This is a genomic window from Blautia sp. LMAG:36 (genome assembly GCF_008680535.1).
Taxonomy (GTDB): Bacteria; Bacillota; Clostridia; order Lachnospirales; family Lachnospiraceae; genus Blautia_A; species Blautia_A fusiformis.
In genome coordinates, this window is the sequence record NZ_NALB01000007.1 from 1 (window position 1) to 23,802 (window position 23,802).

Here is a 23,802-nt window from a genome sequence, read left to right on the forward strand (position 1 = left end):
CTTTTCTCTTTTGCCCTTCCCAGAAGCGTAATGTTTATGTATTTTTCTTTCATTCCCTTATATGGCTCATCCTTCTTTCTCATTTTTTCTTCCTCTTCTTTTTCCTTCTGTGCCATATATTTTTTGTATTGTTCTTCTGTATCTTTCTGGGCCTTCCTCATTTCTTCTATATATTTGCTACTGTACTCATCTCCCTTTGGAACATACCATATAAGCTTATGCAGCTCCTCAATTCCTTCTCCATTCTGAACAGCATCGCAAAACTTTGCATATTGGATAATATATTTTACATCCTCATAATATCCCGGAAGTTTTTCCAGCAGCTCTATCGCCTCATCATATTTGCCTGCATCCATGCATTCTTCCGCTTTTTCATAACATTCCCTGTTCTGTTTTTCCTTAAATTCCTCATTTTTAATCTGGATTGCCTCTTCTGCCTTTGTAGCCAGAAAAGGAACTGCTATAACAACTGCTATCAATGCCGCCAGTATTAAAATATCCTTTTTCAAATTTATATATCCCCCTTTACTCTGATGCCTTTATTATATAATAAATATCTGCACAAAAAAAGTGCTGTATCATCTCCTCACAGATCATACAGCACTTGCTAGTTATTGTTCACTCCGTTCTCAGTAACACTTAATATTTACCTTCTTCCGCCAGATATCAGAATATCTTCAGAATATCATTATACATAACGATAACCATCAACGCCATCAGAAGCATCAGCCCCGCAAAATGGATCATGCCTTCTACCTGACGGTTTACCGGTTTTCTCCGGATCGCTTCTGCCACCAGAAATACCAGCCTTCCTCCATCCAGCGCAGGAAGAGGAAGAAGGTTCATCACTCCCAGGTTTGCAGAAAGAAGAACTGCCATATTCAGCAAATTCATCCAGATCATCAGCGTTCCCTCACTCTTGGACTGTTCGTAAGTGTCGCCAATGGCATCCGCAATACCCACAGGACCACTTAAGTCTTTCATTCCAAGGTGACCGGTCACAAGCTCTTTCAGGCTTAAGATCGTAGTACGGATCATGTATTTCACTTCCACAGCACCATATTTCAGAACATTAAAGCCGGAAGTTTTTTCACTGTATGTGTTATATCCGAAACCGGAAACCGGTGTTCTGTATTCCCTTGGTGTTATCTCTGCCTCATATTCCAGTCCGTTACGCTCATAGGTGATCGTCACAGGTTTCTTGGATAACGGATGCTCCTCGATGTATTTTTCATATGCATTTCCATCCGGAACCTCCACACCGTTGATCTTCGTGATCACATCGCCTGCTTCCAGACCTGCCTCTTCCAGTGGCATTCCCTTGATCAGTGATTCCACTGTCATGGAATTTACATCGGAACGGTTAAAGCCAAGAAGATACCGCACATTTACATCTGGTTTATAGGAAATCTCCTGTTCCTTTCCATCACGTTTTACTTTCAGCCGGATGGTATCTCCCTCTTTCAGTTCGTTGAGATACGAATATACATAAAGATCTTTCCCCAGATCAATATGGTAGCCCTGATATTCCGTGATCACATCGCCCTTTTTCAATCCGGCCTTTTCCGCAGCAGAATTTTGGGTTACTTCTAATACGGTTGCCGGATCATAGCCCATACAGCCTACAATGATCACAGACAAAACAAATGCCAGCAGAAAATTAAATATCGGACCGGCAGCAACCACTGCGATCCTGCCCCACACAGGAGCCGAATTAAAGGTTCCCGGACTGTCATCTTCCGCATCCTCTCCGGCCATGGCGCAGGAACCTCCAAGAGGAAACAGTTTCACGGAATAACGTGTGCCGCCCTTTACCGTACTTATGATCCTGGGTCCCATACCAAGAGAAAATTCCAATACCTCGATATGGTTCTTTTTTGCCAGAAGAAAATGTCCCAGCTCATGGATCAGTATCACAACACTGAAAATAATTACAGCAATCACAAATCTCAATTTACCACCTGCTTTCGATCCACTGATAAGTATCCTGCTCTACAGAAAGGATCTCATCCAGATCCGGATGTGCGATTTTTTTATGTCTTTCCATAGACTGTGCAATAATCTCATAAATATCCAGAAAGCCGATCTTTTCCTCCAGGAATTTCTTTACTGCAAGCTCATTGGCTGCATTAAAGACAGTCGGCATACTTCCGCCCTCCCGGGATGCCTGGATCGCCATAGGAAGTCCCCGGAATGTCTCCATATCCGGAACCTCAAATGTGATCTCATGAAGCTTCGTGAAATCAAGGCGGTCTCCATCCAGATATCGTCTGTGCGGATAGTACAGAGCGTACTGGATCGGAAGTCTCATATCCGGAGTTCCAAGCTGTGCCATGATCGCACCATCCTTAAACTCCACCATGGAATGGATGATACTCTGCGGCTGCACCACCACCTGAATATGATCCAGATCCATGTCAAACAGCCATTTGGCTTCCATAACTTCCAGCCCTTTGTTTACCAGGGTTGCGGAATCTACGGTGATCTTTCGTCCCATTACCCAGTTTGGATGCTTCAGAGTATCTGCAACAGTGACCCTTCGCAGCTCTTCTGTGGTACGTCCGCGGAAGGGACCACCGGATGCCGTGATCAGAAGCTTGTGGATCTCTTTGTTTTCTTCTCCGTGGATAGCCTGGAAAATAGCGCTGTGTTCACTGTCCACCGGAAGGATAGATACGCCATATTTCTTTGCCATGGGCATGATCAGATGACCGGCTGTGACAAGGGTTTCCTTATTTGCCAGGGCAATGTCCTTTCCGGCACGGATTCCCTCCATGGTAGGACGGATCCCGATCATTCCCACGATCGCGGTGACAAGAATTTCTGATTCCGGCATGGACGCAAGCTCCAGAAGTCCTTCCATTCCGCTGACTACCTTTGTATCCGTGTCCGCAATACGCGTTTTCAGATCCCGGGCTGCTTCTTCATCCCAGACTGCTGCCAGAAGCGGATGAAACTCACGGATCTGCTCTTCCAGCTTCTCCACACTTTTGCCTGCACTGACTGCAACAACACGAAGGTCTTCGTTTTTTCTTGCCACATCCAGTGTCTGGGTCCCGATGGAGCCGGTAGAACCTAAGATTGCAATATTCTTCATTTTAATGTCTCCTAAATTCCAAGAATCATTTTTGCAAGATAGTAAATAACAGGGGCTGTGATGATCACACTGTCAAAACGGTCCAGGATTCCTCCATGGCCCGGGATCAGCTTTCCATAGTCCTTGATGTTCTGGTTTCTTTTGATCGCAGATGCAGCCAGATCACCCACCATGGAGATCAGAGCTCCAACTGCGCAGATCAAGGCATACTCAGCCATTTTTCCCTGTGTTGCTGCTGCATAAATCACTCCAAGAAGCGCCGCTCCCGCAACGCCTCCTACAGCTCCCTCGATGGATTTCTTCGGGCTTAAAACCGGCGCCATTTTATGCTTTCCGATAAGCATTCCCACACAGTAAGCACAGGTGTCACATCCCCAGGAGCACAGGAATATCAGCCATACCAGGAATTTTCCGTCCGGAAGGCTTCTGGTAAGATAGATAAAGGAAAGCATCACAGCAACATATACAACTCCAAAAAATGCTGCCATCACCTGTTCTGCATGGTATTTCGGATAACCGAATACATAAACAAACAGGATCAGGATCATACTGATGATGATCGCCATTGTTCCGTAATTTCCAAAATCAGCTTTCATGGCAATATAATAAAGCACTGCTCCAAGATATCCTACAAGTTCCAGCACAGTAACATGCTCATCGCTTACCTTCATTACCTTGTAAAGCTCTCTCATTCCGATCAGTGAAACAGCCAGAAGTGTAAAAAATAAGATCCAGCTTCCGGAAATGATAGTTGCCAGGGCAATAATGACAAGGACGATACCACTTATCAGTCTTGTCTTAAACATGATCTACTCCTCCTTGACGCCACCGTAGCGTCTGTCTCTCTGATTGTATTTCTCGATGGCTTTGATCAGCTCTTCTTTATTGAAATCCGGCCATGCAACCGGTGTAAAATAAAACTCGGAATAGGCAAGCTGCCAAAGCAGGAAATTGGAAAGCCGCTGCTCACCGCTTGTGCGGATCAAAAGATCCGGATCCGGTACACCTGCAGTATCCAGATAGCTCTCAATCGTATCTTCTGTAATGCCATCCGGCTCAACTTTTCCGTCTTTTACATCCTGTGCCATCTTCTGCATTCCACGGCGGATCTCATCACGGCTTCCGTAATTTAATGCCAGCTGAAAATAAATACCGTCAAAATCTTTGGAATATTCCTCCAGTTCCCGGACACTCTGCTGGATATCCGGTGCAAAGGCAGTAACATCTCCGATGACTTTCATCTTCATATTATTTTTCTTGGAAATCTTGATACATTTCTTAAGATAACCGCGGAACAGTTTCATCAGTGCTTCCACTTCTTCTCTGGAGCGTTTCCAGTTTTCTGTGGAAAAAGCGTAAACCGTAAGATATTTCACCCCAAGGTCTTTGATATCATAACAAATGTTTTCAAGATTGGCGCATCCCTTTACATGTCCGTAGGTTCTCGGCATTCCTCGTTCCTTTGCCCAACGTCCGTTTCCGTCCAGAATGATCGCGATATGATTTGGTACGTTCATAAATCTCCTCCATACAGAAAGAGAGCTTCTTCAAAGAAGCCCTCTCTATCCTCGTATTTCTTACAATTATACAGTCAGAATCTCTTTAGACTTGTTCTCGATCGCCTTGTCAACTTCCTTGATGTACTTATCTGTAAGTTTCTGGATCTGATCCTCAAGCTCTTTGATCTCATCCTCAGAAACATCCTGTTTTGCAAGTTTCTTAAATGCATCGTTGGCATCACGACGGATATTTCTTACTGCAACCTTGGCACCCTCGCCTTTTTTCTTAACGTCCTTCACCAGCTCTTTACGACGCTCCTCGGTAAGCTCCGGGAAAACAAGACGGATCATTTTTCCATCGTTGCTCGGGTTTAATCCCAGATCAGAGCAAAGGATCGCTTTCTCGATCGCTTTGATCATGCTGGATTCCCACGGCTGGATCTGGATCATACGTGCCTCCGGTACAGAAATGTTTGCAACCTGCTGGAGCGGAGTCGGTGCTCCATAATAATCTACGGTAAGTTTGTCAAGAATATGCGGGTTTGCACGGCCGGCTCTGATGGTTGTCAGCTCACTCTCCAAAGCATTCAGTGTTTTTCCCATTTTTGTTTCGTATACCTGAATTCTCTCATCCATTTCACATATCTCCCTGTATGGTTTTTTTTATTATTCCCTTTTGATCACACGGTTACCTTTGTTCCGGAGAACTTGCCATGTACGGTATTGACGATGCTATCCTTTTCATCAAGACCGAATACCAGCATCGGCATCTTCTGCTCCATACACATGATGGAAGCGGTAAGATCCATAGCTGCCAGCTTCTTTGCAACTACTTCATCGATGGAAATCTCATCATACTTCTTGGCATCCGGATTTACCTTCGGATCACTGTCATAGATTCCGTCAACAGCCTTGGCAAGAAGAATGGCATCTGCGCCGATCTCAACAGCACGAAGTACAGTAGCTGTATCTGTAGAGAAATACGGATGGCCGGTACCACCTGCAAAGAATACAACCTTTCCTTCTGCGAAGCTCTCTTCTACAGCATCCTTGGAATAAAGTGTGGTAAATGCACCACATACAAACGGGGTAAACACCTCTGTCTTAAGTCCCACATATCTGCAGATGTCAGACACATAGATACAGTTCATGATAGTAGCAAGCATGCCGATCTGATCCGCCTTGCTTCTGTCCATGGCTCCGCTGGTACGTCCTCTCCAGAAGTTTCCACCTCCGATCACGATACCAACCTGAAGTCCTTCATCCACGATCGTCTTGATCTGTTTGGCAACCTCTGTAACAGTTGCTTCATCAAAGCCTCTCTTCTGCTCTCCTGCAAGAGCCTCTCCGCTTAATTTCAGTAACACTCTTTTCATATGTTTATTCTCCTTTACCATACGCCGGATACAACTTCATTGCCGTCATTGTCAAAAGTTGTGGATACCGTAAACGTATCATAATAATAATAACCTGTCTTACCGGACTCCGGCTCGTCCTCATAATCACTGCCATTTGGGCTGCCGCATGCATTCTCAAGCTCAGACATGGACTGACCGATATATCTTGCTGCTACAGATGCCGGATCATCCTCGCCGGATGGTGCTTCCGTAGGATCCGCATCGGAAGAATCAGAGGAAGCTGGTGCAGATGTTGGATCCGGTGTGGATGTGGAGTCCGAACTGCCGGACGAACTGCTGTCTGTACTGTCTCCATTATCATCAGAACTCTCCGGAGTCGGAGTCACAGCCGTACTGTCTGAAGAATCTGTACTGTCACTGTCACTTTCACTGTCATCCTCAATGCCAAGCCTTGCCTTTACATCCTTCAGGGTAGACACCTCCTTGGTGCTTCCGCTCGCCAGATATGTAGCATATGGAATTCCGTCTTCACCCTCACCATCCATGCACAGGCTCAGCTGTGAGATCGTCAGAAGCGGCAGCTGGCGGAAGAAACATTCATTCTGCTCTTCGTCAGTAAATGTGATCTTTACATCAAAGCTTGTTGCTGTATCTCCGTTATCGTCCTTCTGACTCTTCTCCATATAATAAACAGCCTTGTCGTTGGAAGCCAGTGTGAATTTACTATTTACAAGATCGCTTCCCCAGGTCTCATCACTGTCATCGCCATCATCTCTGGTAGGACGGACATAAATTGCAGAAATCGTGGAGTTCATCTTATTGGTAAATACAATACTGGTAGTGGTCTCACTCTTGGTTCCCATTACGTTCTTGATATTTGCTGTTTCATCCGTAGAGGTCTGCATCTCCACCACATCCGTTTTCGCAGCTTCCGTTACCGTCGGGGTTGCCGTTGCCTCCACCTTCTGCTCCGGTGCCACAGAGTTCTTCTTTCCGCAACCGGCTGCAAGCATGCTCGCTGCAAGAATTCCGGCAAGAATCAAATAACGTTTTTTCATTATATCTCCTCCATATAAAATGGTCCTATTCGCTGTCAGGTTTTCCTTTTCTATTATTACAGAGTATCACTTTCTTGTCAACCTGACCGTTCTGAATTTCACAGAATCTTTAGATATTTTAAACTATGTCAAAAATTGGAACAGCTGAGGTCAGAACCCGTTTTCCCTTCGCTGTCTGCGCATATCACGGCGCATTTTCGCAGCTTCATTCCGGGCTTTTTCCGCTTCTGTGGTAATGATCAGTTCCGGCACCTGGATCGGTTTCTGGTCTTCATCTACAGCCACCATCACAAAAAATGCCCGGTTTACAGTATGACGCATGCCATCCGGCTGTTCCACATACGTATCGATCTCGACCTCCATGGAAGTTCTTCCCACATAAGTCACATATCCCTTAAGTACTACGATCTCTCCCTCATAGATCGCATGCTTGAACTGAAGATTGTCCACTGCCGCAGTTACCACCCGATATGTCTCCGCATGACGCATAGCTACCACTCCGGCAACCTCATCCAGCCACTGCATCAGTGCTCCGCCAAAAAGTCTTCCGCCTCCGTTCAGATGCTGCTGCATGATCAGATGAACCTGCTCCGTCATCGATGCTTCTACCGTTTTTTTACGTCTTTCCTGTACCTCTGTCATTTCTCATTCCCCGCATTTTATCATACTTTTACTTTTTCAATTGAAACCAGTCGATCAATAAAGATTTTTTACTTTAAAGTCTCGCTCCGCTTCTCTTCTCTGATCCTTCTTTGCAATATCCTGGCGCTTGTCATAAAGCTTTTTACCACGTGCCATGCCAATCTCTATTTTTACCAGGCTGTCCTTGAAATAAACCTTCAGTGGTACCAAAGTCAATCCTTTTTCCTTTAATTTAGCTTCGATCTTATTGATCTCGTAACGATGCAGCAAAAGCTTACGCACACGAAGAGGATCTTTGTTAAAAATGTTTCCTTTCTCATAAGGAGTGATATGCATTCCATATACATAAACTTCTCCGTTTTCTACACGGACAAAGGCCTCCTTGATGCTGCATTTACCGGAACGTAAGGATTTCACCTCGGTTCCTGCAAGTGCGATCCCGGCCTCATAAGTATCCTCGATAAAATAATCATGAAAAGCCTTTTTATTATTTGCGATCAGTTTCATTCCTGTTTTTTTTGCCATTTCGCGCTCCCTCAGTCTTCCTCAGCCAGGACAAAATCCACGGTTTTCAGCATTTTATCCGCATCTGCCACACGGACACGGACCTTCTGCCCAAGACGGAAGATCTTTCCTGTCATGTCTCCCCGCAGTTCATATGCATCCTGGTCAAATACATAATAGTCATCTCGTAATGTATTGATATGGATCAGTCCTTCTACGGTATTCGGAAGCTCCACATAAAGTCCCCATCCTGTAACGCCGGAGATGATCCCCTCATACTCCTCTCCGAGATGATAGGACATATACTCTGCTTTCTTCAGCTTATCGGATTCTCTTTCCGCTTCGTCTGCACGCCGTTCGCACACACTGGACTGACGCGCCACTTCATCCAGGATCTCCTTGTAATGCTCGGTACGTCCTTCCCTTACCAGTCTGCCTCTCAGACGGTCATGGATGATCCTGTGGATCTGAAGATCCGGATATCTTCGGATCGGAGAAGTAAAGTGGCAGTAATACTTCGCTGCAAGTCCGAAATGTCCGCTGCATTCCGTAGTATATTTTGCCTGTTTCATGGTACGCAAGGTCAGTCGGCTGATCTGTGCCTCATTGGGCATTCCCTCAATACTTTCCAGGATCTCCTGGATCTCACCAGGCGTGATCTCCTGTCCGGATTTCTGTATGTTGACTCCTTCATTATGAAGAAGCATCAAAAGACTTTCAATCTTTTCCGGATCCGGATTTTCATGTGTTCTGTATACAAAGGGATAATCTCCGGTGCAGTATTCCTGTGCCACAGTTTCATTGGCAAGAAGCATAAAATCCTCAATGATCCTGGTTGCCACATTGGCCTCATAGGGCTGCACATCAATAGCTCTTCCTGCCGCATTCAGGATGATCTTACTCTCCGGAAAATCAAAATCAATGGAACCTCTTGTATGACGACGGCTGCGCAGGATCCCGGAAAGCTCTTTCATCAGGAAAAACATGGGGATCAGAGCTTCATAGCGTTTCTTCGCCACCTCGTCGGTATCCTCCAGAATATTTTTCACATCTGTGTAACACATACGCTCATCTACACGGATCACGGTTTCTGCAATCTTATGGGAAATCACCTTTCCTTTTTCATTAACATCCATCAGACAGCTTAAGGTCAGACGGTCCTGTCCCTGGTTCAGAGAACAGATACCGTTGGAAAGCCGCTCCGGGAGCATGGGAATGACACGGTCTGCAAGATAGACGGAGGTTCCGCGCTTCAGTGCCTCTCTGTCAAGGGCACTGCCGCCCTGAACATAGTTGCTCACGTCTGCGATGTGCACACCCAGATGGTAGATTCCATCCTCCTTTGTCAGGGAAATGGCATCATCCAGATCCTTTGCATCCTCACCGTCAATGGTAACTGTAACAAGATTTCTGAGATCCAGTCTTCCATCCAGATCCGCTTCCTGTACATGATCCGGCACACGGTCAGCCTGACGAAGTACTTTGTCAGGAAATACACTTGGTATGTTAAAGCTCTTCACAATAGCAAGGATATCTGTTCCAGGTGAACGTAAGTTTCCCAGCACCTCCGTGATCTTTCCTTCCGGCTTCCGGTTTCTGGAGCCGTAATCTGTGATCTCTGCAACTACCTTGTCTCCGTCCTTTGCTCCCATGGAGTTTTTTCTGGAAATAAAGATATCTTTGGAAAATTTGGGGTTATCACTGATCACAAAGCCATAATCACGGCTGCTCTGGTATGTTCCCACGATCGAAGGCATTCCCCTTTCCAGAACCTTCAGCACAACGCCTTCCTGACGTTTTCCCTCTTTATGTCCGTTCCGTACAAGAATCTGCACCTTATCCTGATGCATGGCGCTTCCCGTGTCATTTTCCGGAATAAAAATATCCTGTTCCTGACCCTCCACTTCCACAAAGCCAAAACCTTTGTAATGGCCAATAAAAGTTCCTTCCATGAGGGTTCCGTCCTTCTCAGAGAAATGATGTTCCTCATGATCCTTCTCTCTGCGTTCTCTTCCCTTACGGCCACGCTCCGACTTTTCTGCCTTCAGAGCTTCTTTATTCTTTCGTCTGTCTCTGCGCTTGCCGGAAACCTTGCTGTATCTTCCTTTATTATCTACTTCAGCCTTGCCCTGGGCGCAAAGCTCGTCCAGCACGTCAAAAAGCTCTTTTTTCTCACTCTTATCCAGCTGAAGAAGAGATGCGATCTCACGCAGGCGCATGGGCTTATACAGCGGATCTCCCAGAAGCTCCATTATAAACTTTTTTCTTTTTTCAAAATTTTTCGATCTTTTCACATTTTCTCCTGTTTCATATTTATATTTCATTTTACCCTGTTATCATTCCGGAGGAAGGCTCACCCGTGCCCCTGTATCAACGCAAAAACACTCCTGCTGATTAACAAAAGAAGTCCCCATCCGAGTTTCTTCTGCATGCTAACGCAGCAAGAGTGTTACCAACTTCTGTTCTGCCCCTGGCAGATCAGATAATGTTCAGTACGATTGACAGTACAAAGAAAATAACTCCCATGATAATGGTACCTCTTACAAGACCACCTTCCATGGAACGGCCCTTATTCTTACCCCAGTAAGTATCAGCTACTCCGGCGATAGAGCCAAGACCCTGCTGCTTGCCCTCCTGCATCAGTACGACAACAGTCAGAGCGATACAATCTATTGCATAAATTACAGTCAGAATAATTTTCAAAATGTTCACGCGGTTACACCTCCTAATCAACTAGAGGTTATTTTACCATAGCTAAACCGGGATTTCAACCATTTTCCGTTTATTTTATGCAGGGCTTTTTCTGAGATTTTTTTGCAAAAGGATCTTTATATCTTCCAAGAGCTCCGAGCTGTTCGTGGATCCGCAGAAGCTGGTTATACTTGGCGTTCCGGTCCGAACGGCAGGGTGCGCCTGTTTTGATCTGTCCCGCCCCACAGGCAACTGCCAGATCTGCGATAAAGGAATCCTCTGTTTCCCCGGATCTGTGAGAGATCACTGCACGATACCCGGCATGCTGAGCCATCTCCACCGCATCCAGAGTTTCCGTGAGAGTTCCGATCTGGTTTACTTTAATAAGGATAGCATTGGCAACATCAAGTCCGATGCCACAGTGCAGCCGTTTGATATTGGTGACAAACAGATCGTCGCCTACCAGCTGGATCTTTTTTCCCAGGTGTTCCGTCAGATATTTCCAGCCTTCCCAGTCATCCTCCCAGAGACCGTCTTCAATGGAAACAATGGGAAATTTTTCCACCAGTTTTTCATAATACTCTGTCATCTCACCAGCATCCCGGTAGATCTTTTCTCCTTTCATGCGACTCTCCCCAGGGAAAAAGTACACGCCCTTTTCCTCATCATAAAGCTCGCTGGAGGCTGCATCAATGGCAATGGTGATCTCTTCTCCTGGTTTATATCCTGCTTTTTCTATGGCATGAACGATCAGGGTAAGCACTTCCTCCGAATCTGAAAGATCCGGAGCAAAGCCGCCTTCATCTCCAACCGCTGTGGAGAGTCCTTTTTCCCTGAGAAGAAGCTTTAAGTGCTGGTAGACTTCCGCACACATGCGGATACCCTTTTCCAGACAGCAAGCTCCTGTTGGCATGATCATAAACTCCTGAAGATCTACCGTATTGTCCGCATGCTTTCCCCCGTTTAAAATATTCATCATCGGTACCGGAAGCTGCATGGTATGGCAGCCGCCCAGATACTGATAAAGAGGAAGCCGAAGGGCCCCGGCTGCTGCACGGGCTGCTGCCAGAGATACTGCCAGCGTGGCATTGGCTCCTGCGCTGCTTTTGTTCTCCGTTCCGTCGGTTTCGATCAGAAGATGATCGATCCATGCCTGGTTCAGGGCATTCTCTCCGATAATGGCATCTGCCAGACGTGTATTGATATTTTCCACTGCCTTTTTTACACTCTGGCCCAGATATTCCTCCCGGTTTCCGTCTCGCAGCTCCACAGCCTCAAATTTACCTGTGGATGCTCCGGACGGCACCATGGCTCTTCCTGTGTATCCATTAATCCCCACAATTCCTTCACCTACCGTCACTTCCGCTTCCACTGTAGGATTCCCCCTGGAATCAAGGACCTGTCTTGCATGAACTTTTCGAACAGGCAGATAACGTAGCATAAGTTTTTCCCTCCTTGAAAATAATAATACTGTTTATGATCTCCTGCACTTTGTGATTCTCTTCTTATGTTCATAAAGGTATCTTGTCCGAAAAGGTTTTGGTCTATACCTTTTATCTGGTTTCGATATTATCTGATTTTTTTGTTGTTTTATTTTTATTATTTTTCTTTTTAAATATATTCTTATTATTTTAAAAATTTAGTATTGACATTTTCTATTTTATCTGTTATAGTTTAACCATCAAATAAAACAAACGGAAAACAAAAAACTAAATCAAAAAGGAGCGTGAACCCACCGAAAACATAACTTACTTCCCATAATCTAAGAAAGAGAGGTACAGTCCACCAGAAGATTTAAAGATTTTCCATCATAATTAAAACAAGGAGGTACGGACCACCGAGAACGTAAATTTTAATTCCGTATAAGTTTTAAATCTAAGAAATGAGAGGTATATTCCATTGGATAATGAAAATTAAAAGAGTCATCGGCAGAAGAAATCAATCGCTGATGACTCTTATTTTTTGCTTATTTTGACCTCTGTCTCACAGACATGATCTCATGATCTTCTGCTTTCATATCTTCTTCTTCGTGTTCATAAACATATTAATAACTCCATTTTCTCTGAGGTTCCCATGAAACAAAAACACATCTACCGTCTTATTTTTTTCTTTGTCATGGCTTTTGCTCTTGGCAGTCTTGTAGGAAAGATCTATTCTCATTTTACTTCCGACACACGATCCGATCCGAATTCTGCCAAAAACAGCCAGACCTCTTCTGCTTCTATGACATTCCAAAATGAAAACTGGGGGCTCGGTTTTCAGGAAGAAGGCAAACGGCCCACAGGAAATGCTTCTATGGAAGAATTAAAAAAATACAATGCCTGGTATGCAGCCGATAGCGATGAGAAAAAAATCTATCTTACCTTTGACGCAGGCTATGACAATGGAAATATGCCTGCCATTCTGAATGCCTTACATAATCATCAGGTACATGCCACATTTTTTGTTGTGGGGACTCTGATCCGTGAAAAACCGGAACTGATCCGTGAGATCGTAGATGCAGGCCATACCATAGGCAACCACACCATGACACACCCAGATATGTCCGGCATCTCCACAAAGGAAGCCTTTCAGAAGCAGCTTGAAGATGTAGAGGTTCTTTATAAGGAAGCCACCGGAAAAGAAATGACAAAATTTTATCGCCCGCCCCAGGGCATTTACAGCGTGGAAAATTTAGAGATGGCAAAAGAGATGGGATACCACACCTTTTTCTGGAGTCTGGCTTATGTGGACTGGTATCAGGATAAGCAGCCTTCGAAAGAAGAAGCTTTTGAAAAGCTTCTGGGACGGATCCATCCGGGTGCCATCGTGCTACTGCACAGCACCTCTTCCACCAATGCTTCTATTCTGGATGAACTGCTGACAAAATGGGAAGAGATGGGATATACCTTCGGAACATTAGAAGAACTCGTAGCATCAGGATCCGCCTGAAAAAAATCGCACATGATCCATGCATCCTCAGTGCCATCGACACGGATCTTCCCACTTTTGAATTCTCCAGATAAGCACACAAAAAATCTGCCCCGGGACTATGTTCTCATATGTTCCGGAGCAGATTTTTCTGTGCTATTGATTTTAGAAGGTGTTCTTCTTATTAATTGTCTTATTTACTGGACAGCCTTGAATGCCTCATCAAGATCCTGGATGATATCATCGATATTCTCAGTTCCGATGGAAAGACGGATCGTATTTGGCTTGATTCCCTGATCAAGAAGCTCTTCCTCTGTGCACTGGCTGTGTGTTGTAGTAGCCGGATGGATAACAAGGGATTTCACATCTGCAACGTTTGCAAGAAGTGAGAACAGCTCAAGGTTATCAATGAAATCTTTTGCCTTCTGTGCATCTCCCTTGATCTCGAATGTAAAGATGGAACCGCCGCCGTTAGGGAAATATTTCTTATAAAGCTCCTGCTGGCTTGGATCTGTGGATACAGACGGATGATGAACCTTCTCTACCTGCGGATGATCATTCAGATACTGTACAACCTTCAGTGCGTTCTCAACATGACGCTCTACACGGAGAGACAGTGTCTCAAGTCCCTGCAGGAAGATGAAGGAGCTTACCGGTGAAATTGTTGCTCCTGTGTCACGGAGAAGGATCGCACGGATCTTTGTAACAAATGCAGCCGGTCCGCATGCTTTTGTGAAGCTTACGCCATGATAGCTTGGGTTTGGCTCTGTAAGAGATGCAAATTTGCCGGATGCCTCCCAGTCAAACTTACCACTCTCTACGATCACACCACCGATAGTAGTTCCGTGGCCACCGATGAATTTTGTTGCGGAATGAACAACGATATCTGCGCCGTACTCAATTGGTCTTACGAGGTATGGTGTTGCAAATGTATTATCTACAACAAGCGGAATTTTATGTTTGTGAGCGATTTTTGCAAGAGCCTCAATATCTACAACATCAGAATTTGGGTTTCCAAGAGTCTCAATATAAACAGCTTTTGTGTTCTCCTGGATCGCATTCTCCACTTCCTCGAGATTGAATACATCAACAAATGTTGTTGTGATTCCGTATGCCGGAAGCGTATGCTCCAGAAGGTTTGTTGTACCGCCGTAAATATTTTTGGCTGCTACAATGTGATCTCCCTGCTGTGCAAGGTTCTCGATCGTGTATGTGATAGCTGCTGCACCGGATGCTACTGCAAGTGCTGCGGAGCCACCCTCAAGTGCTGCAATCCTCTTCTCGAATACGTCCTCTGTCGGGTTTGTAAGACGTCCGTAAATGTTACCGGCATCTGCAAGTCCGAAACGTGCTGCTGCATGATCGCAGTTGCGGAATACATAGGAAGATGTCTGGTAGATTGGTACTGCTCTTGCATCTGTAACCGGATCCGGCTGTTCCTGTCCTACGTGAAGCTGTAATGTCTCAAATTTGAATTTTCTCTGATCTCTTGTAATTTTGCTCATGTGTTTGTCCTCTTTTCTTTTATTCTTATATTCGGTAAAATAGTAATTGCTTATCTTATAATCATCTGCTTATCAGCGACAACAACACATTCGCTTTTCTTCGATAAACACCCTTGTTGACTTCTGTAAAACCTTCATGATTTCCTCCTAATCATCACGTTGCTCACCTTGTTTTGTGTGCTCCGTTTTTTGATGATGCAATCATATCACCCTTTTCCTAGTATGTCAATGGGGTTTATCTATTTAGGTTCTCACCTTTATTTATGACTGGCTATAGATTTTATTTATAACGCCACCGCCTACAACCTCATCTCCGTCATACATCACCACAGCCTGACCTTTTGTGATAGCTCTCTGCGGTTCATCAAATTTCACATGAAGGATGCCATCCGGTGTCTGCCATGCAGTGGCAGGCTGCTCTTTGTGACGGTAACGGATCTTGGCAGTCACTCTTTTCGGCTCAGCTAAGCAGTCCACAGAGATCAGATTTACACTGTCTGCCTCCAGTTCACTACTGAAAAGATCTGCGTTGTCCCCGAGAACTACCGTATTGGTCTTCGGAGAGATCTCACAGACATAAAGACGGCTGGCCGCCGGAATGCCAAGGCCGCGGCGCTGGCCGATCGTGTAATGGATGATCCCCTTATGGCGTCCGATATAGTTTCCCTCTTTATCTACAAAATCACCCTCCGGTGTTTTTTTGCCTGTGTACTTCTCAATAAATTTCGCATAGTCGCCGTCCGGCACAAAGCAGATATCCTGACTGTCATGCTTTCTGGCATTGATAAAGCCATGTTTTTCGGCAATGACACGAACCTGGTCCTTCCGGAGACCTCCAAGCGGAAGCTTTACATGTGCCAGCTGTTCCTGGGTCAGCATATAGAGAACGTATGACTGATCCTTTGTATCGTCCGCTGCTTTTTTCAGAAGGTAGCGGTCCCGTTTCTCATCGTACTCCACTCTTGCATAATGTCCGGTTACAATATAATCGTAGCCGATCTCCTGCATGCGGTGAAACATTTTATCAAATTTCAGATATCGGTTACAGTCGATACATGGATTAGGGGTGCAGCCGTTTTCGTAGGCATCTACAAACCTGTCCATAACCTCTGTATGGAAATCTGCGGTAAAATTAAACACGTAGTAAGGCATATCCATCTGATAGGCTACGCTTCTGGCATCCTCAACATCGTCCAGGGAACAGCAGGTCTTTTCCCTGTGGACACCGATATCTTCGTTGTTGTAAAGTTTCATGGTAGCGCCGATGCACTCGTCACCGGATTCCTTTGTCAAAAGAGCTGCCACGGAGCTGTCTACACCGCCGCTCATTGCTATGATCGCTTTTTTCATTTATATCTTAACCTTTCCTGATGATTGATGATTTCTCAGCTTTGCAGCCTGTATTCTCTTACGGTTACTGCAATTTCGCATTTATTATAATATGGCAGTTATTCTTTGTCCACGATTTTTCACCCGGAACCTTTGCTTTGCTTCTTTCCTGCAGGCTCTCTTTGGTATATAATAGAAAATATTTTTCAGAAAAGGATGTGACTATATGAAGCTTTCCCTGTTTTCCACGCTGCGAGGATATCGGAAGGAATACCTTCCCAAAGATATTTTCTCCGGCATCATCATAGCAGCTGTTTCCATCCCTATCTCCATGGGATATGCCCAGATTTCCGGGATCCCGGCGGTATACGGACTGTACGGTTCTGTTCTGCCGATCCTTTTGTTTGCTCTATTTTCCACTTCAAGACAGTTTATCTTTGGAGTTGATGCGGCACCTGCTGCCATTGTAGGTGGTGCACTGTCTACTCTTGGCATTGCTGCAGAGTCAGAAGCTGCCATGGATTATGTTCCTGCCATCGCACTTTTTGCAGGTCTGTGGCTGTTTATCTTCTTTCTGCTTCACGCAGATAAGATCGTGGACTTTATCTCCACACCTGTTATGGGCGGTTTTATCAGCGGTATCGCAGTTACCATCATCCTGATGCAGATCCCGAAACTTATGGGAAGTCCTGCAGGATCCGGAGAGCTCCTGGAACTGGCAGAGCATATCTTTGCTGCTGCCAAAAATATCAGCTGGCTTTCCCTCTTCATGGGGCTTGGTGCTCTGGTGCTGATCCGCACATTTAAAAAGCTGGCGCCGAAATTCCCCATGGCTATCGTTATTATGGCTCTGGGTGTTCTTTCCACCGTTGTTTTTCATGTGGACGAAAAAGGCGTAGTCCTCCTGCAGTCTGTAGAACGTGGACTTCCCTCCCTGGTGATCCCGGATTTCGGAAATGTTGATCTGACCCAGGCGGCAGGCCGCGGTCTTATGGTTGCTGTTGTCATTATGGCAGAAACTCTTCTTGCAGAGAATACCTTTGCGTTCCGCAATGATTATAAGCTGAACGACCGTCAGGAAATCCTGGCCTGTGCCGCCGGAAATATTGCTGCCGCCGCAGTAGGCTGCTGCCCGGTAAACGGCAGTATCTCCCGCACCTCCCTCAATGAACAGTACGGTGGAAAATCTCAGGCGGTTTCCATCACTGCCGGGATCACCATGGCTCTGATCCTTCTTTTCGGCACCGGTTTTATCGGATATCTTCCGGTTCCTGTACTGACAGCCATTGTGATCTCTGCTCTGATGGATGTGGTGGAAACCCATCTGGCTGTACGTCTTTTCAAAGTAAGCCGTACAGAATTCTACATCTTCATGGCTGCCGGTTTCAGTGTGCTCTGTCTTGGAACCATTTATGGGGTTATCATTGGTATCCTGCTCTCTTTCGTAGCTGTGATCCTGAAGGCCACCAACCCGCCGCGCTCCTTCCGTGGTATGATCCCTGGAAGAGATGCTTATTTTGATCTGTCCAAAAACCGTTTCGCCTACCCTATTAAGGGCGTTGTGATCTACCGTTTCAGTGAAAACCTGTTTTTTGCAAATATAAAGATTTTTCAGGAAGATATTGAGAACAGCATCCGAAAAGACACCAGGGTAGTGATCGTAGATGCCAGTGCTATCAACAGCATTGATGTCACAGCAGCAGACCGTCTGGATGCCATCTCCGCAAGCCTGAAAAAACGTGGGATCCGTTTTTACCTCACAGAGCATTCCACCCAGATCAATGACCAGCTGCGTCAGTTCGGCATCGGTCATATGATCAAGGACGGTATGGTCCGCCGTACCATTCTTGCTGCTCTGCATGACGCAGGGATCGAAGCCCCTTATGAACTGGATGTTCCAAAGGAAGACGAGACAAAGCTTCTGCGCCGCAGTATCGCTTTTCTTCCGGCAGAGGAAGAAAATACCCTGGAAGAGTTCGCCTGGGCTTTTGGTGATGATGCAGTAAAAGAGATCGAAGAATCTGTCCATCACATTATTGAACAGCTGCATCAGATCCCGGATATCCAACGTCTCTCCGAAGAAGGTCTGGAAGAGCTTCTGGATAACTGGCATGGGCTGGGTGTTCTGGATGAGGATGAACTGCTTCGAAGAATTGAATTACATATGGATGAGCTGCCTGAGGAATTAACTTCCGACCGGAAACTGATCCTTCATCTTCTGGAAAAGCGCCGTGGCAAGCTGAAAGAAAAAATCCTTGCCGAGCATCCGGAAGTCCTAGAACGGCTGGAACAGCGCCGGAAAAAGCTGGAAGAACGGCTGGAAAAGCAGAATCCGGAAGCTGTTCAGAAATGGAAGCACTGGAAGGAAGAGCATCTCAAAGACTGATTTCTGCATACATCCCCTTTCCAGGTCCATGATCAGATTGCAGGGTTTCCTGCATATTTCTCACAGATATTGATAAAATCCTGCATCACGGCAGAAGGCCTGCGATCCTTTTTCCAGGCAAGAAGGATCCTGGTCTTCAGCTTCTCTTCTTCAATGATGCGGATCGGAAGATCTGTACAGAGATCTTCCATGGATCTTGGAAAAACGGCGGTTGCAAGACCTTCCTGCACCCAGAGCATGGCGTCTCTGGGATCATCGCAGACACAGAAAATATCTGGCTGGAGATTTTTTTCTCCAAAGGCTTTCATCAGAAATTCTTCGTACCGCCGGTAAATAATGAGAGGGCATCCAGTCAGCTCTTTAAGGCTGATGCCCTCTTTTTTTGTCTCATTTTCCGGGATCTCCGGAGGAAGGACCGCGATCATGGGTTCCTCATCCAGTTCCAGATAATTTAAACCTTCCAGCTTGATCGGTGTACGCACTACCGAAACATCAATGATCCCATCCATCAGATAATTCAGAAGTGTAAAGGTGATCGCATCCCTTACCTCAAAGTTTACATCACAATTTTCCCTGGAAAATCTGGAAATATAAGGCATAATGGTGGTCACTGTGGTTGGCGTGATCCCGATACGTAAAACCTGTTTTTTCCCTGCTTTGGATACTTCCAGTTCTGTGGAACGAACGTAGCTCAAAATGTTCTCTGTCCTGTCATAAAGAAGCTTTCCGGCTTCTGTCAGTGTCACGCCTGCCCTGGTCCGCTCAAAAAGCTTCACCTTCAGCTCTGCTTCCAGCTGCTTGATCTGATAGCTCAGCGGCGGCTGGGACATGTTCAGTCTCCTTGCGGCTTCATTGATGCTTCCTGTTGCTGCGATCTCATGAAAATATTCCAGCTGTCTGATTTCCATATATAAATCCTTCTTTCTTTATCTGATATATAACACAGGCAAAACCCATCTACTGCTTATTGCTTTTCGCTGTCCCACAGAGTACTTTCTTAATTCGGTTAAAAAATACTATATCTGCAATGCTTTGTAAATACTATGAATATCTTTCCCATGCAATTATCCGAAAAACCATACTTCTATCATCCCACAGATTTCCGTCCCAGGCAATAGCAAAATTATATTATCATACATTAAAAACAATATTATACGTATTATCTCCATAGGAGTATAATAACAGAGGTTTATTATAGAAAAATAAGGAAACGGAGGAAGAAAAAGAAATGCGAACACTTGCAAAATATCTTCAAAACTACAAAAAAGAAAGCGTTCTGGCTCCTTTTTTCAAGTTTCTGGAAGTTGTATTTGATCTGCTGGTGCCTGTCGTCATCGCCCAGATCATCGATGTGGGAATTGCAAATAATGACCACGGCTATATCGTTCAGAAGTTTTTTATCCTGATACTGATGGCTGCTGCAGGACTTGCAGTCAGCATTACTGCACAGTTTTTTGCTGCAAAAGCCAGCGTAGGCTTTGCCACAGAAGTGCGTCAGGCTGTATTTGACCATATCCAGAAGCTTTCCTATACGGAGCTGGACACCCTTGGCACTGACACGCTGATCACCCGTCTTACAGACGATGTCAATCAGGTACAGAACGGAGTAAACATGGGACTCCGTCTTCTTCTTCGAAGCCCGTTTATTGTTCTAGGCTCTATGGTAATGGCTTTTACCATCAATGTACGCTGTGCACTGATCTTCGCAGTTGCCATTCCGGTACTGTTCCTGGTTGTCTTTGTGATCATGTTTTTAAGTATCCCGCTTTTCAAAAAAGTACAGGGACGTCTGGATTCCGTCACCCGTCTTACCAGAGAAAACCTGACCGGTGTCCGTGTGATCCGTGCATTTTGCCGTGAAGCTGATGCCGTTGCGGAGTTTGACGAAAGCAATCTTGCACTTACCAAACTGAACGAATTTGTCGGAAAAATCTCTGCACTTTTAAATCCTGCAACTTATGTACTGATCAATATCGCAACAGTAATCCTGATCCAGACTGCAGGTGTACAGGTAAACCTCGGAAACATGCAGCAGGGTGAAATAGTTGCTCTTTACAACTATATGGCACAGATGATCGTAGAACTGATCAAGCTTGCGTCCCTGATCATCACCCTGAACAAATCCATGGCCTGTGCGGATCGCGTTGCCGGAATCCTGAAAGTCGATTCCACCATGACTTACCCGGACAAAGCTTCCTTACCGACTGTGGAAAGCAGTGACTATGCAGTCGCTTTTGACCATGTGAGTTTCTCCTATGCAGGAACCGGCGCACCTAGCCTTTCTGATATCACTTTTTCCGCAAAAAAAGGCTCTACGATCGGAATCATCGGCGGTACCGGAAGCGGTAAATCCACTCTTGTGGATCTGATCGCCCGTTTCTACGACGCAACCTCCGGAGTCATTACCCTCGATGGTCAGAATGTACAGACCTATTCCAGGCAGGAACTCAGGGAAAAAATCGGCGTAGTTCCTCAAAAAGCAGCACTTTTCCAGGGAACCATCCGCGATAATTTAAGCTGGGGACGGGAAGATGCCACGGACGAAGAAATGTGGGAAGCACTTACCACCGCTCAGGCTCGTGAAATCGTAGAGAAAAAGGACGGTCAGCTGGATTTCCGTCTGGAACAGAACGGCCGGAATCTTTCCGGTGGCCAGCGTCAGAGACTTACCATTGCCCGCGCCCTTGTGAAAAAACCAGAGATCCTGATCCTGGATGACAGTGCCAGTGCTCTTGACTTTGCCACAGATGCGGCACTTCGGAAATCCCTTCACCAGCTTGGTGGAAAAACAACCACCTTCCTGGTATCCCAGAGAGCCGCCAGCATCCGCCAGGCCGATCTGATCCTGGTACTGGATGACGGTCAGCTTTCCGGAAAAGGAACCCATCAGGAGCTGATCTCTACCTGTGAAACTTACCGTGAGATCTTTTTCTCACAGTTCCCGGAAGAGCGTACCAAATATGAAAAAGCGACTGGAAAGGAGGTCCTGGCATGAGTAAAACAGATACAACCGCCAAAAGCAAAAACAGCATGGCAACCTTTTTCAAGGTACTACGTTTCATTGGAAAATACCGTTTTCTTCTCGTATTAAGTGTGATCCTAGCAGCAGTCACTGTAATTTTGCAGCTGTATGTTCCCGTACTTTTTGGTTATGCCATTGATGAGGTCGTTGCTGCCCACGAAGTTGATTTTACAAGAATGGGATTCTATCTTTCCCGTATTCTTGTCATGATCGTATTTTCCGGCATTGCCACCTGGATCATGAGTGTCATCAACAACCGTATGACCTACCGCACAGTACAGGATATCCGTGCAAGATCCATCCGCCATATCCAGAAGCTTCCTCTGTCCTACCTGGACGGACACAGCACCGGTGATATCATCAGCCGTGTCATCGCAGATACGGATATTCTTTCCGATGGTATGCTCCTTGGATTTACACAGCTGTTTTCCGGTATCATCACCATCATCGGAACCCTGCTCTTCATGTTCTCCAAAAATGTGTGGATCACTCTGATGATCATTGTCCTGACACCTGTAAGCTTTTTTGTGGCGAAATTCATCTCCTCCCATTCCTTCCAGATGTTCCGTGCGCAGAGTGATGCCCGTGGACGTCAGACTGCACTGATCGAGGAAATGATCGGAAATCAGAAAGTGGTTCAGGCCTTTGGTTACGAAAATCGTTCTTCCGAACGTTTTGCTGCGATCAATGAAGAACTCCGTGATGCCAGCCAGAAGGCTGTTTTTTACAGCAGCCTCACCAACCCGTCCACACGATGTGTCAACAACATCATTTACGCAGGTGTAGCTCTTGCAGGTGCCTTTCTGATCCCGGGCGGTCATCTGACTGTCGGTGGACTTTCCGTACTGCTGGCTTATGCAAACCAGTATATGAAGCCCTTCAACGATATCAGCTCCGTGATCACAGAGCTTCAGAACGCTCTGGCATGCGCTACCAGGATCTTTGATCTTCTGGAGGAAGAGCCAGAAAGCCCGGATCCGTCCGGAACTCTTGTCGATGTAAAAGGTGCAGTGGATATCCAGAATGTTTCCTTCCGCTACGAAGCGGACAAACCTCTCATTAAAAACTTTAATCTTCATACAGAACCAGGCAGACGTATTGCCATCGTAGGCCCTACCGGTTGTGGCAAGACAACTTTTATCAACTTGCTGATGCGGTTCTATGACGTCACCGGTGGAAGTATTTCCGTAGACGGAACCCCCATCACCGATGTTTCCAGACATGCCCTCCGCGGAAGCTATGGCATGGTTCTCCAGGATACCTGGATCAAGCATGGAACTGTCCGTGACAACATCTGTATCGGAAAGCCGGATTCTTCTGATGAGGACGTGATTCAGGCAGCTAAAATGTCCCACAGCTGGGAATTTATCCGCCGTCTTCCAAATGGCCTGGATACCATTCTTTATGAAGACAGCTTAAGTCAAGGACAAAAGCAGCTTCTCTGCATCACCCGTGTCATGCTGTGTCTGCCGCCGATGCTGATCCTTGACGAGGCAACCTCCAGTATTGATACCCGAACAGAAATGCTGATCCAGGAGGCCTTTGACCGGATGATGCAGGGACGAACAAGCTTTATCGTTGCACACCGTCTTTCTACCATCCGCAATGCAGATGAGATTCTTGTCATGAAAGACGGAAGCATCATCGAACAGGGAAGCCATGAAGAGCTTATGGCAAAAGGCGGATTCTATCAGAATCTTTATAACAGCCAGTTTGTGAAGGTTTCTGAATAATATAAGCTGATTTTAACCGAATCAGGCAACTGGCTAAATGCGGATCGCAAATATCCGCCTGACTTAAA

Annotated in this window: 20 protein-coding genes; 4 read left to right on the forward strand and 16 right to left on the reverse strand. The window is 45.8% G+C overall.

Annotated elements, in window-relative coordinates:
* From CCC17_RS09530 to eno, 13 genes are all read right to left on the reverse strand, one after another.
* A partial coding sequence (locus CCC17_RS09530) for a hypothetical protein (RefSeq protein ID WP_287083007.1) occupies window positions 1-509 on the reverse strand: 509 nt, incomplete at its 3' end.
* 157 nt (window positions 510-666) lie between these two features.
* On the reverse strand, window positions 667-1,944 hold the full coding sequence (rseP, locus tag CCC17_RS09535; protein WP_286188030.1) for an RIP metalloprotease RseP: 1,278 nt from the start codon (window positions 1,942-1,944) through the stop codon (window positions 667-669).
* A gap of 10 nt (window positions 1,945-1,954) precedes the next feature.
* Window positions 1,955-3,097 carry a 1-deoxy-D-xylulose-5-phosphate reductoisomerase gene (dxr, locus tag CCC17_RS09540; protein WP_015526782.1) on the reverse strand — a complete coding sequence of 381 codons (1,143 nt, stop codon included), beginning with the start codon at window positions 3,095-3,097 and terminating at the stop codon, window positions 1,955-1,957.
* A gap of 11 nt (window positions 3,098-3,108) precedes the next feature.
* Entirely contained in the window at window positions 3,109-3,903 is a 795-nt protein-coding gene (locus tag CCC17_RS09545; protein ID WP_015526783.1) for a phosphatidate cytidylyltransferase, read from the reverse strand.
* Between the two features lie 3 nt (window positions 3,904-3,906).
* Complete coding sequence (locus CCC17_RS09550) at window positions 3,907-4,614, reverse strand: isoprenyl transferase (protein WP_015526784.1); 708 nt, start codon at window positions 4,612-4,614, stop codon at window positions 3,907-3,909.
* A 66-nt stretch (window positions 4,615-4,680) separates the two neighbouring features.
* On the reverse strand, window positions 4,681-5,232 hold the full coding sequence (frr, locus tag CCC17_RS09555) for a ribosome recycling factor (protein WP_015526785.1): 552 nt from the start codon (window positions 5,230-5,232) through the stop codon (window positions 4,681-4,683).
* Between the two features lie 44 nt (window positions 5,233-5,276).
* Window positions 5,277-5,972, reverse strand: a complete 696-nt coding sequence (pyrH, locus tag CCC17_RS09560; RefSeq protein ID WP_021976283.1) for a UMP kinase — start codon at window positions 5,970-5,972, stop codon at window positions 5,277-5,279.
* A 14-nt stretch (window positions 5,973-5,986) separates the two neighbouring features.
* Window positions 5,987-7,012 (reverse strand): hypothetical protein, encoded by a 1,026-nt coding sequence (locus CCC17_RS09565; protein WP_110103625.1) that lies wholly within the window; start codon window positions 7,010-7,012, stop codon window positions 5,987-5,989.
* Window positions 7,013-7,162: 150 nt separating this feature from the next.
* Window positions 7,163-7,654, reverse strand: coding sequence for an acyl-CoA thioesterase (locus CCC17_RS09570; protein ID WP_021652953.1), 492 nt, complete (start codon window positions 7,652-7,654; stop codon window positions 7,163-7,165).
* A 54-nt stretch (window positions 7,655-7,708) separates the two neighbouring features.
* The gene (smpB, locus tag CCC17_RS09575) at window positions 7,709-8,179 is read right to left on the reverse strand and encodes an SsrA-binding protein SmpB (RefSeq protein ID WP_021652954.1); all 471 of its coding nucleotides are present in this window, start codon (window positions 8,177-8,179) and stop codon (window positions 7,709-7,711) included.
* Window positions 8,180-8,190: 11 nt separating this feature from the next.
* The gene (gene rnr, locus CCC17_RS09580; protein WP_129975349.1) at window positions 8,191-10,482 is read right to left on the reverse strand and encodes a ribonuclease R; all 2,292 of its coding nucleotides are present in this window, start codon (window positions 10,480-10,482) and stop codon (window positions 8,191-8,193) included.
* Between the two features lie 154 nt (window positions 10,483-10,636).
* Window positions 10,637-10,870 (reverse strand): preprotein translocase subunit SecG, encoded by a 234-nt coding sequence (gene secG / locus CCC17_RS09585; protein ID WP_021652956.1) that lies wholly within the window; start codon window positions 10,868-10,870, stop codon window positions 10,637-10,639.
* A 70-nt stretch (window positions 10,871-10,940) separates the two neighbouring features.
* Complete coding sequence (eno, locus tag CCC17_RS09590) at window positions 10,941-12,290, reverse strand: phosphopyruvate hydratase (protein WP_110103623.1); 1,350 nt, start codon at window positions 12,288-12,290, stop codon at window positions 10,941-10,943.
* A gap of 632 nt (window positions 12,291-12,922) precedes the next feature.
* On the opposite strand from eno, the gene CCC17_RS09595 reads away from it, so the two are divergent.
* Complete coding sequence (locus CCC17_RS09595) at window positions 12,923-13,780, forward strand: polysaccharide deacetylase family protein (RefSeq protein ID WP_287083009.1); 858 nt, start codon at window positions 12,923-12,925, stop codon at window positions 13,778-13,780.
* A 176-nt stretch (window positions 13,781-13,956) separates the two neighbouring features.
* On the opposite strand, the gene CCC17_RS09600 is transcribed toward CCC17_RS09595, so the two are convergent.
* The gene (locus tag CCC17_RS09600) at window positions 13,957-15,264 is read right to left on the reverse strand and encodes an O-acetylhomoserine aminocarboxypropyltransferase/cysteine synthase family protein (RefSeq protein WP_015526804.1); all 1,308 of its coding nucleotides are present in this window, start codon (window positions 15,262-15,264) and stop codon (window positions 13,957-13,959) included.
* A 261-nt stretch (window positions 15,265-15,525) separates the two neighbouring features.
* Window positions 15,526-16,614, reverse strand: a complete 1,089-nt coding sequence (gene mnmA / locus CCC17_RS09605) for a tRNA 2-thiouridine(34) synthase MnmA (protein ID WP_110103621.1) — start codon at window positions 16,612-16,614, stop codon at window positions 15,526-15,528.
* A gap of 205 nt (window positions 16,615-16,819) precedes the next feature.
* Between mnmA and CCC17_RS09610 the strand changes: the two genes are divergently transcribed.
* Window positions 16,820-18,979: a SulP family inorganic anion transporter gene (locus CCC17_RS09610; RefSeq protein WP_110103620.1), complete on the forward strand. Its 2,160-nt coding sequence runs from the start codon at window positions 16,820-16,822 to the stop codon at window positions 18,977-18,979.
* Window positions 18,980-19,011: 32 nt separating this feature from the next.
* Here CCC17_RS09610 and CCC17_RS09615 read toward each other — a convergent pair whose 3' ends face one another.
* Complete coding sequence (locus CCC17_RS09615) at window positions 19,012-19,887, reverse strand: LysR family transcriptional regulator (protein WP_021652963.1); 876 nt, start codon at window positions 19,885-19,887, stop codon at window positions 19,012-19,014.
* A gap of 320 nt (window positions 19,888-20,207) precedes the next feature.
* Here CCC17_RS09615 and CCC17_RS09620 point away from each other — a divergent pair, with 320 nt between their 5' ends.
* Together CCC17_RS09620 and CCC17_RS09625 are read left to right on the forward strand one after the other, a co-directional pair.
* Window positions 20,208-21,974, forward strand: a complete 1,767-nt coding sequence (locus CCC17_RS09620; RefSeq protein WP_287083011.1) for an ABC transporter ATP-binding protein — start codon at window positions 20,208-20,210, stop codon at window positions 21,972-21,974.
* Window positions 21,971-23,734: an ABC transporter ATP-binding protein gene (locus tag CCC17_RS09625; protein WP_287083012.1), complete on the forward strand. Its 1,764-nt coding sequence runs from the start codon at window positions 21,971-21,973 to the stop codon at window positions 23,732-23,734. Before CCC17_RS09620 ends, CCC17_RS09625 begins: the two co-directional genes overlap by 4 nt.
* The last annotated feature ends 68 nt before the right edge of the window (window positions 23,735-23,802 follow it).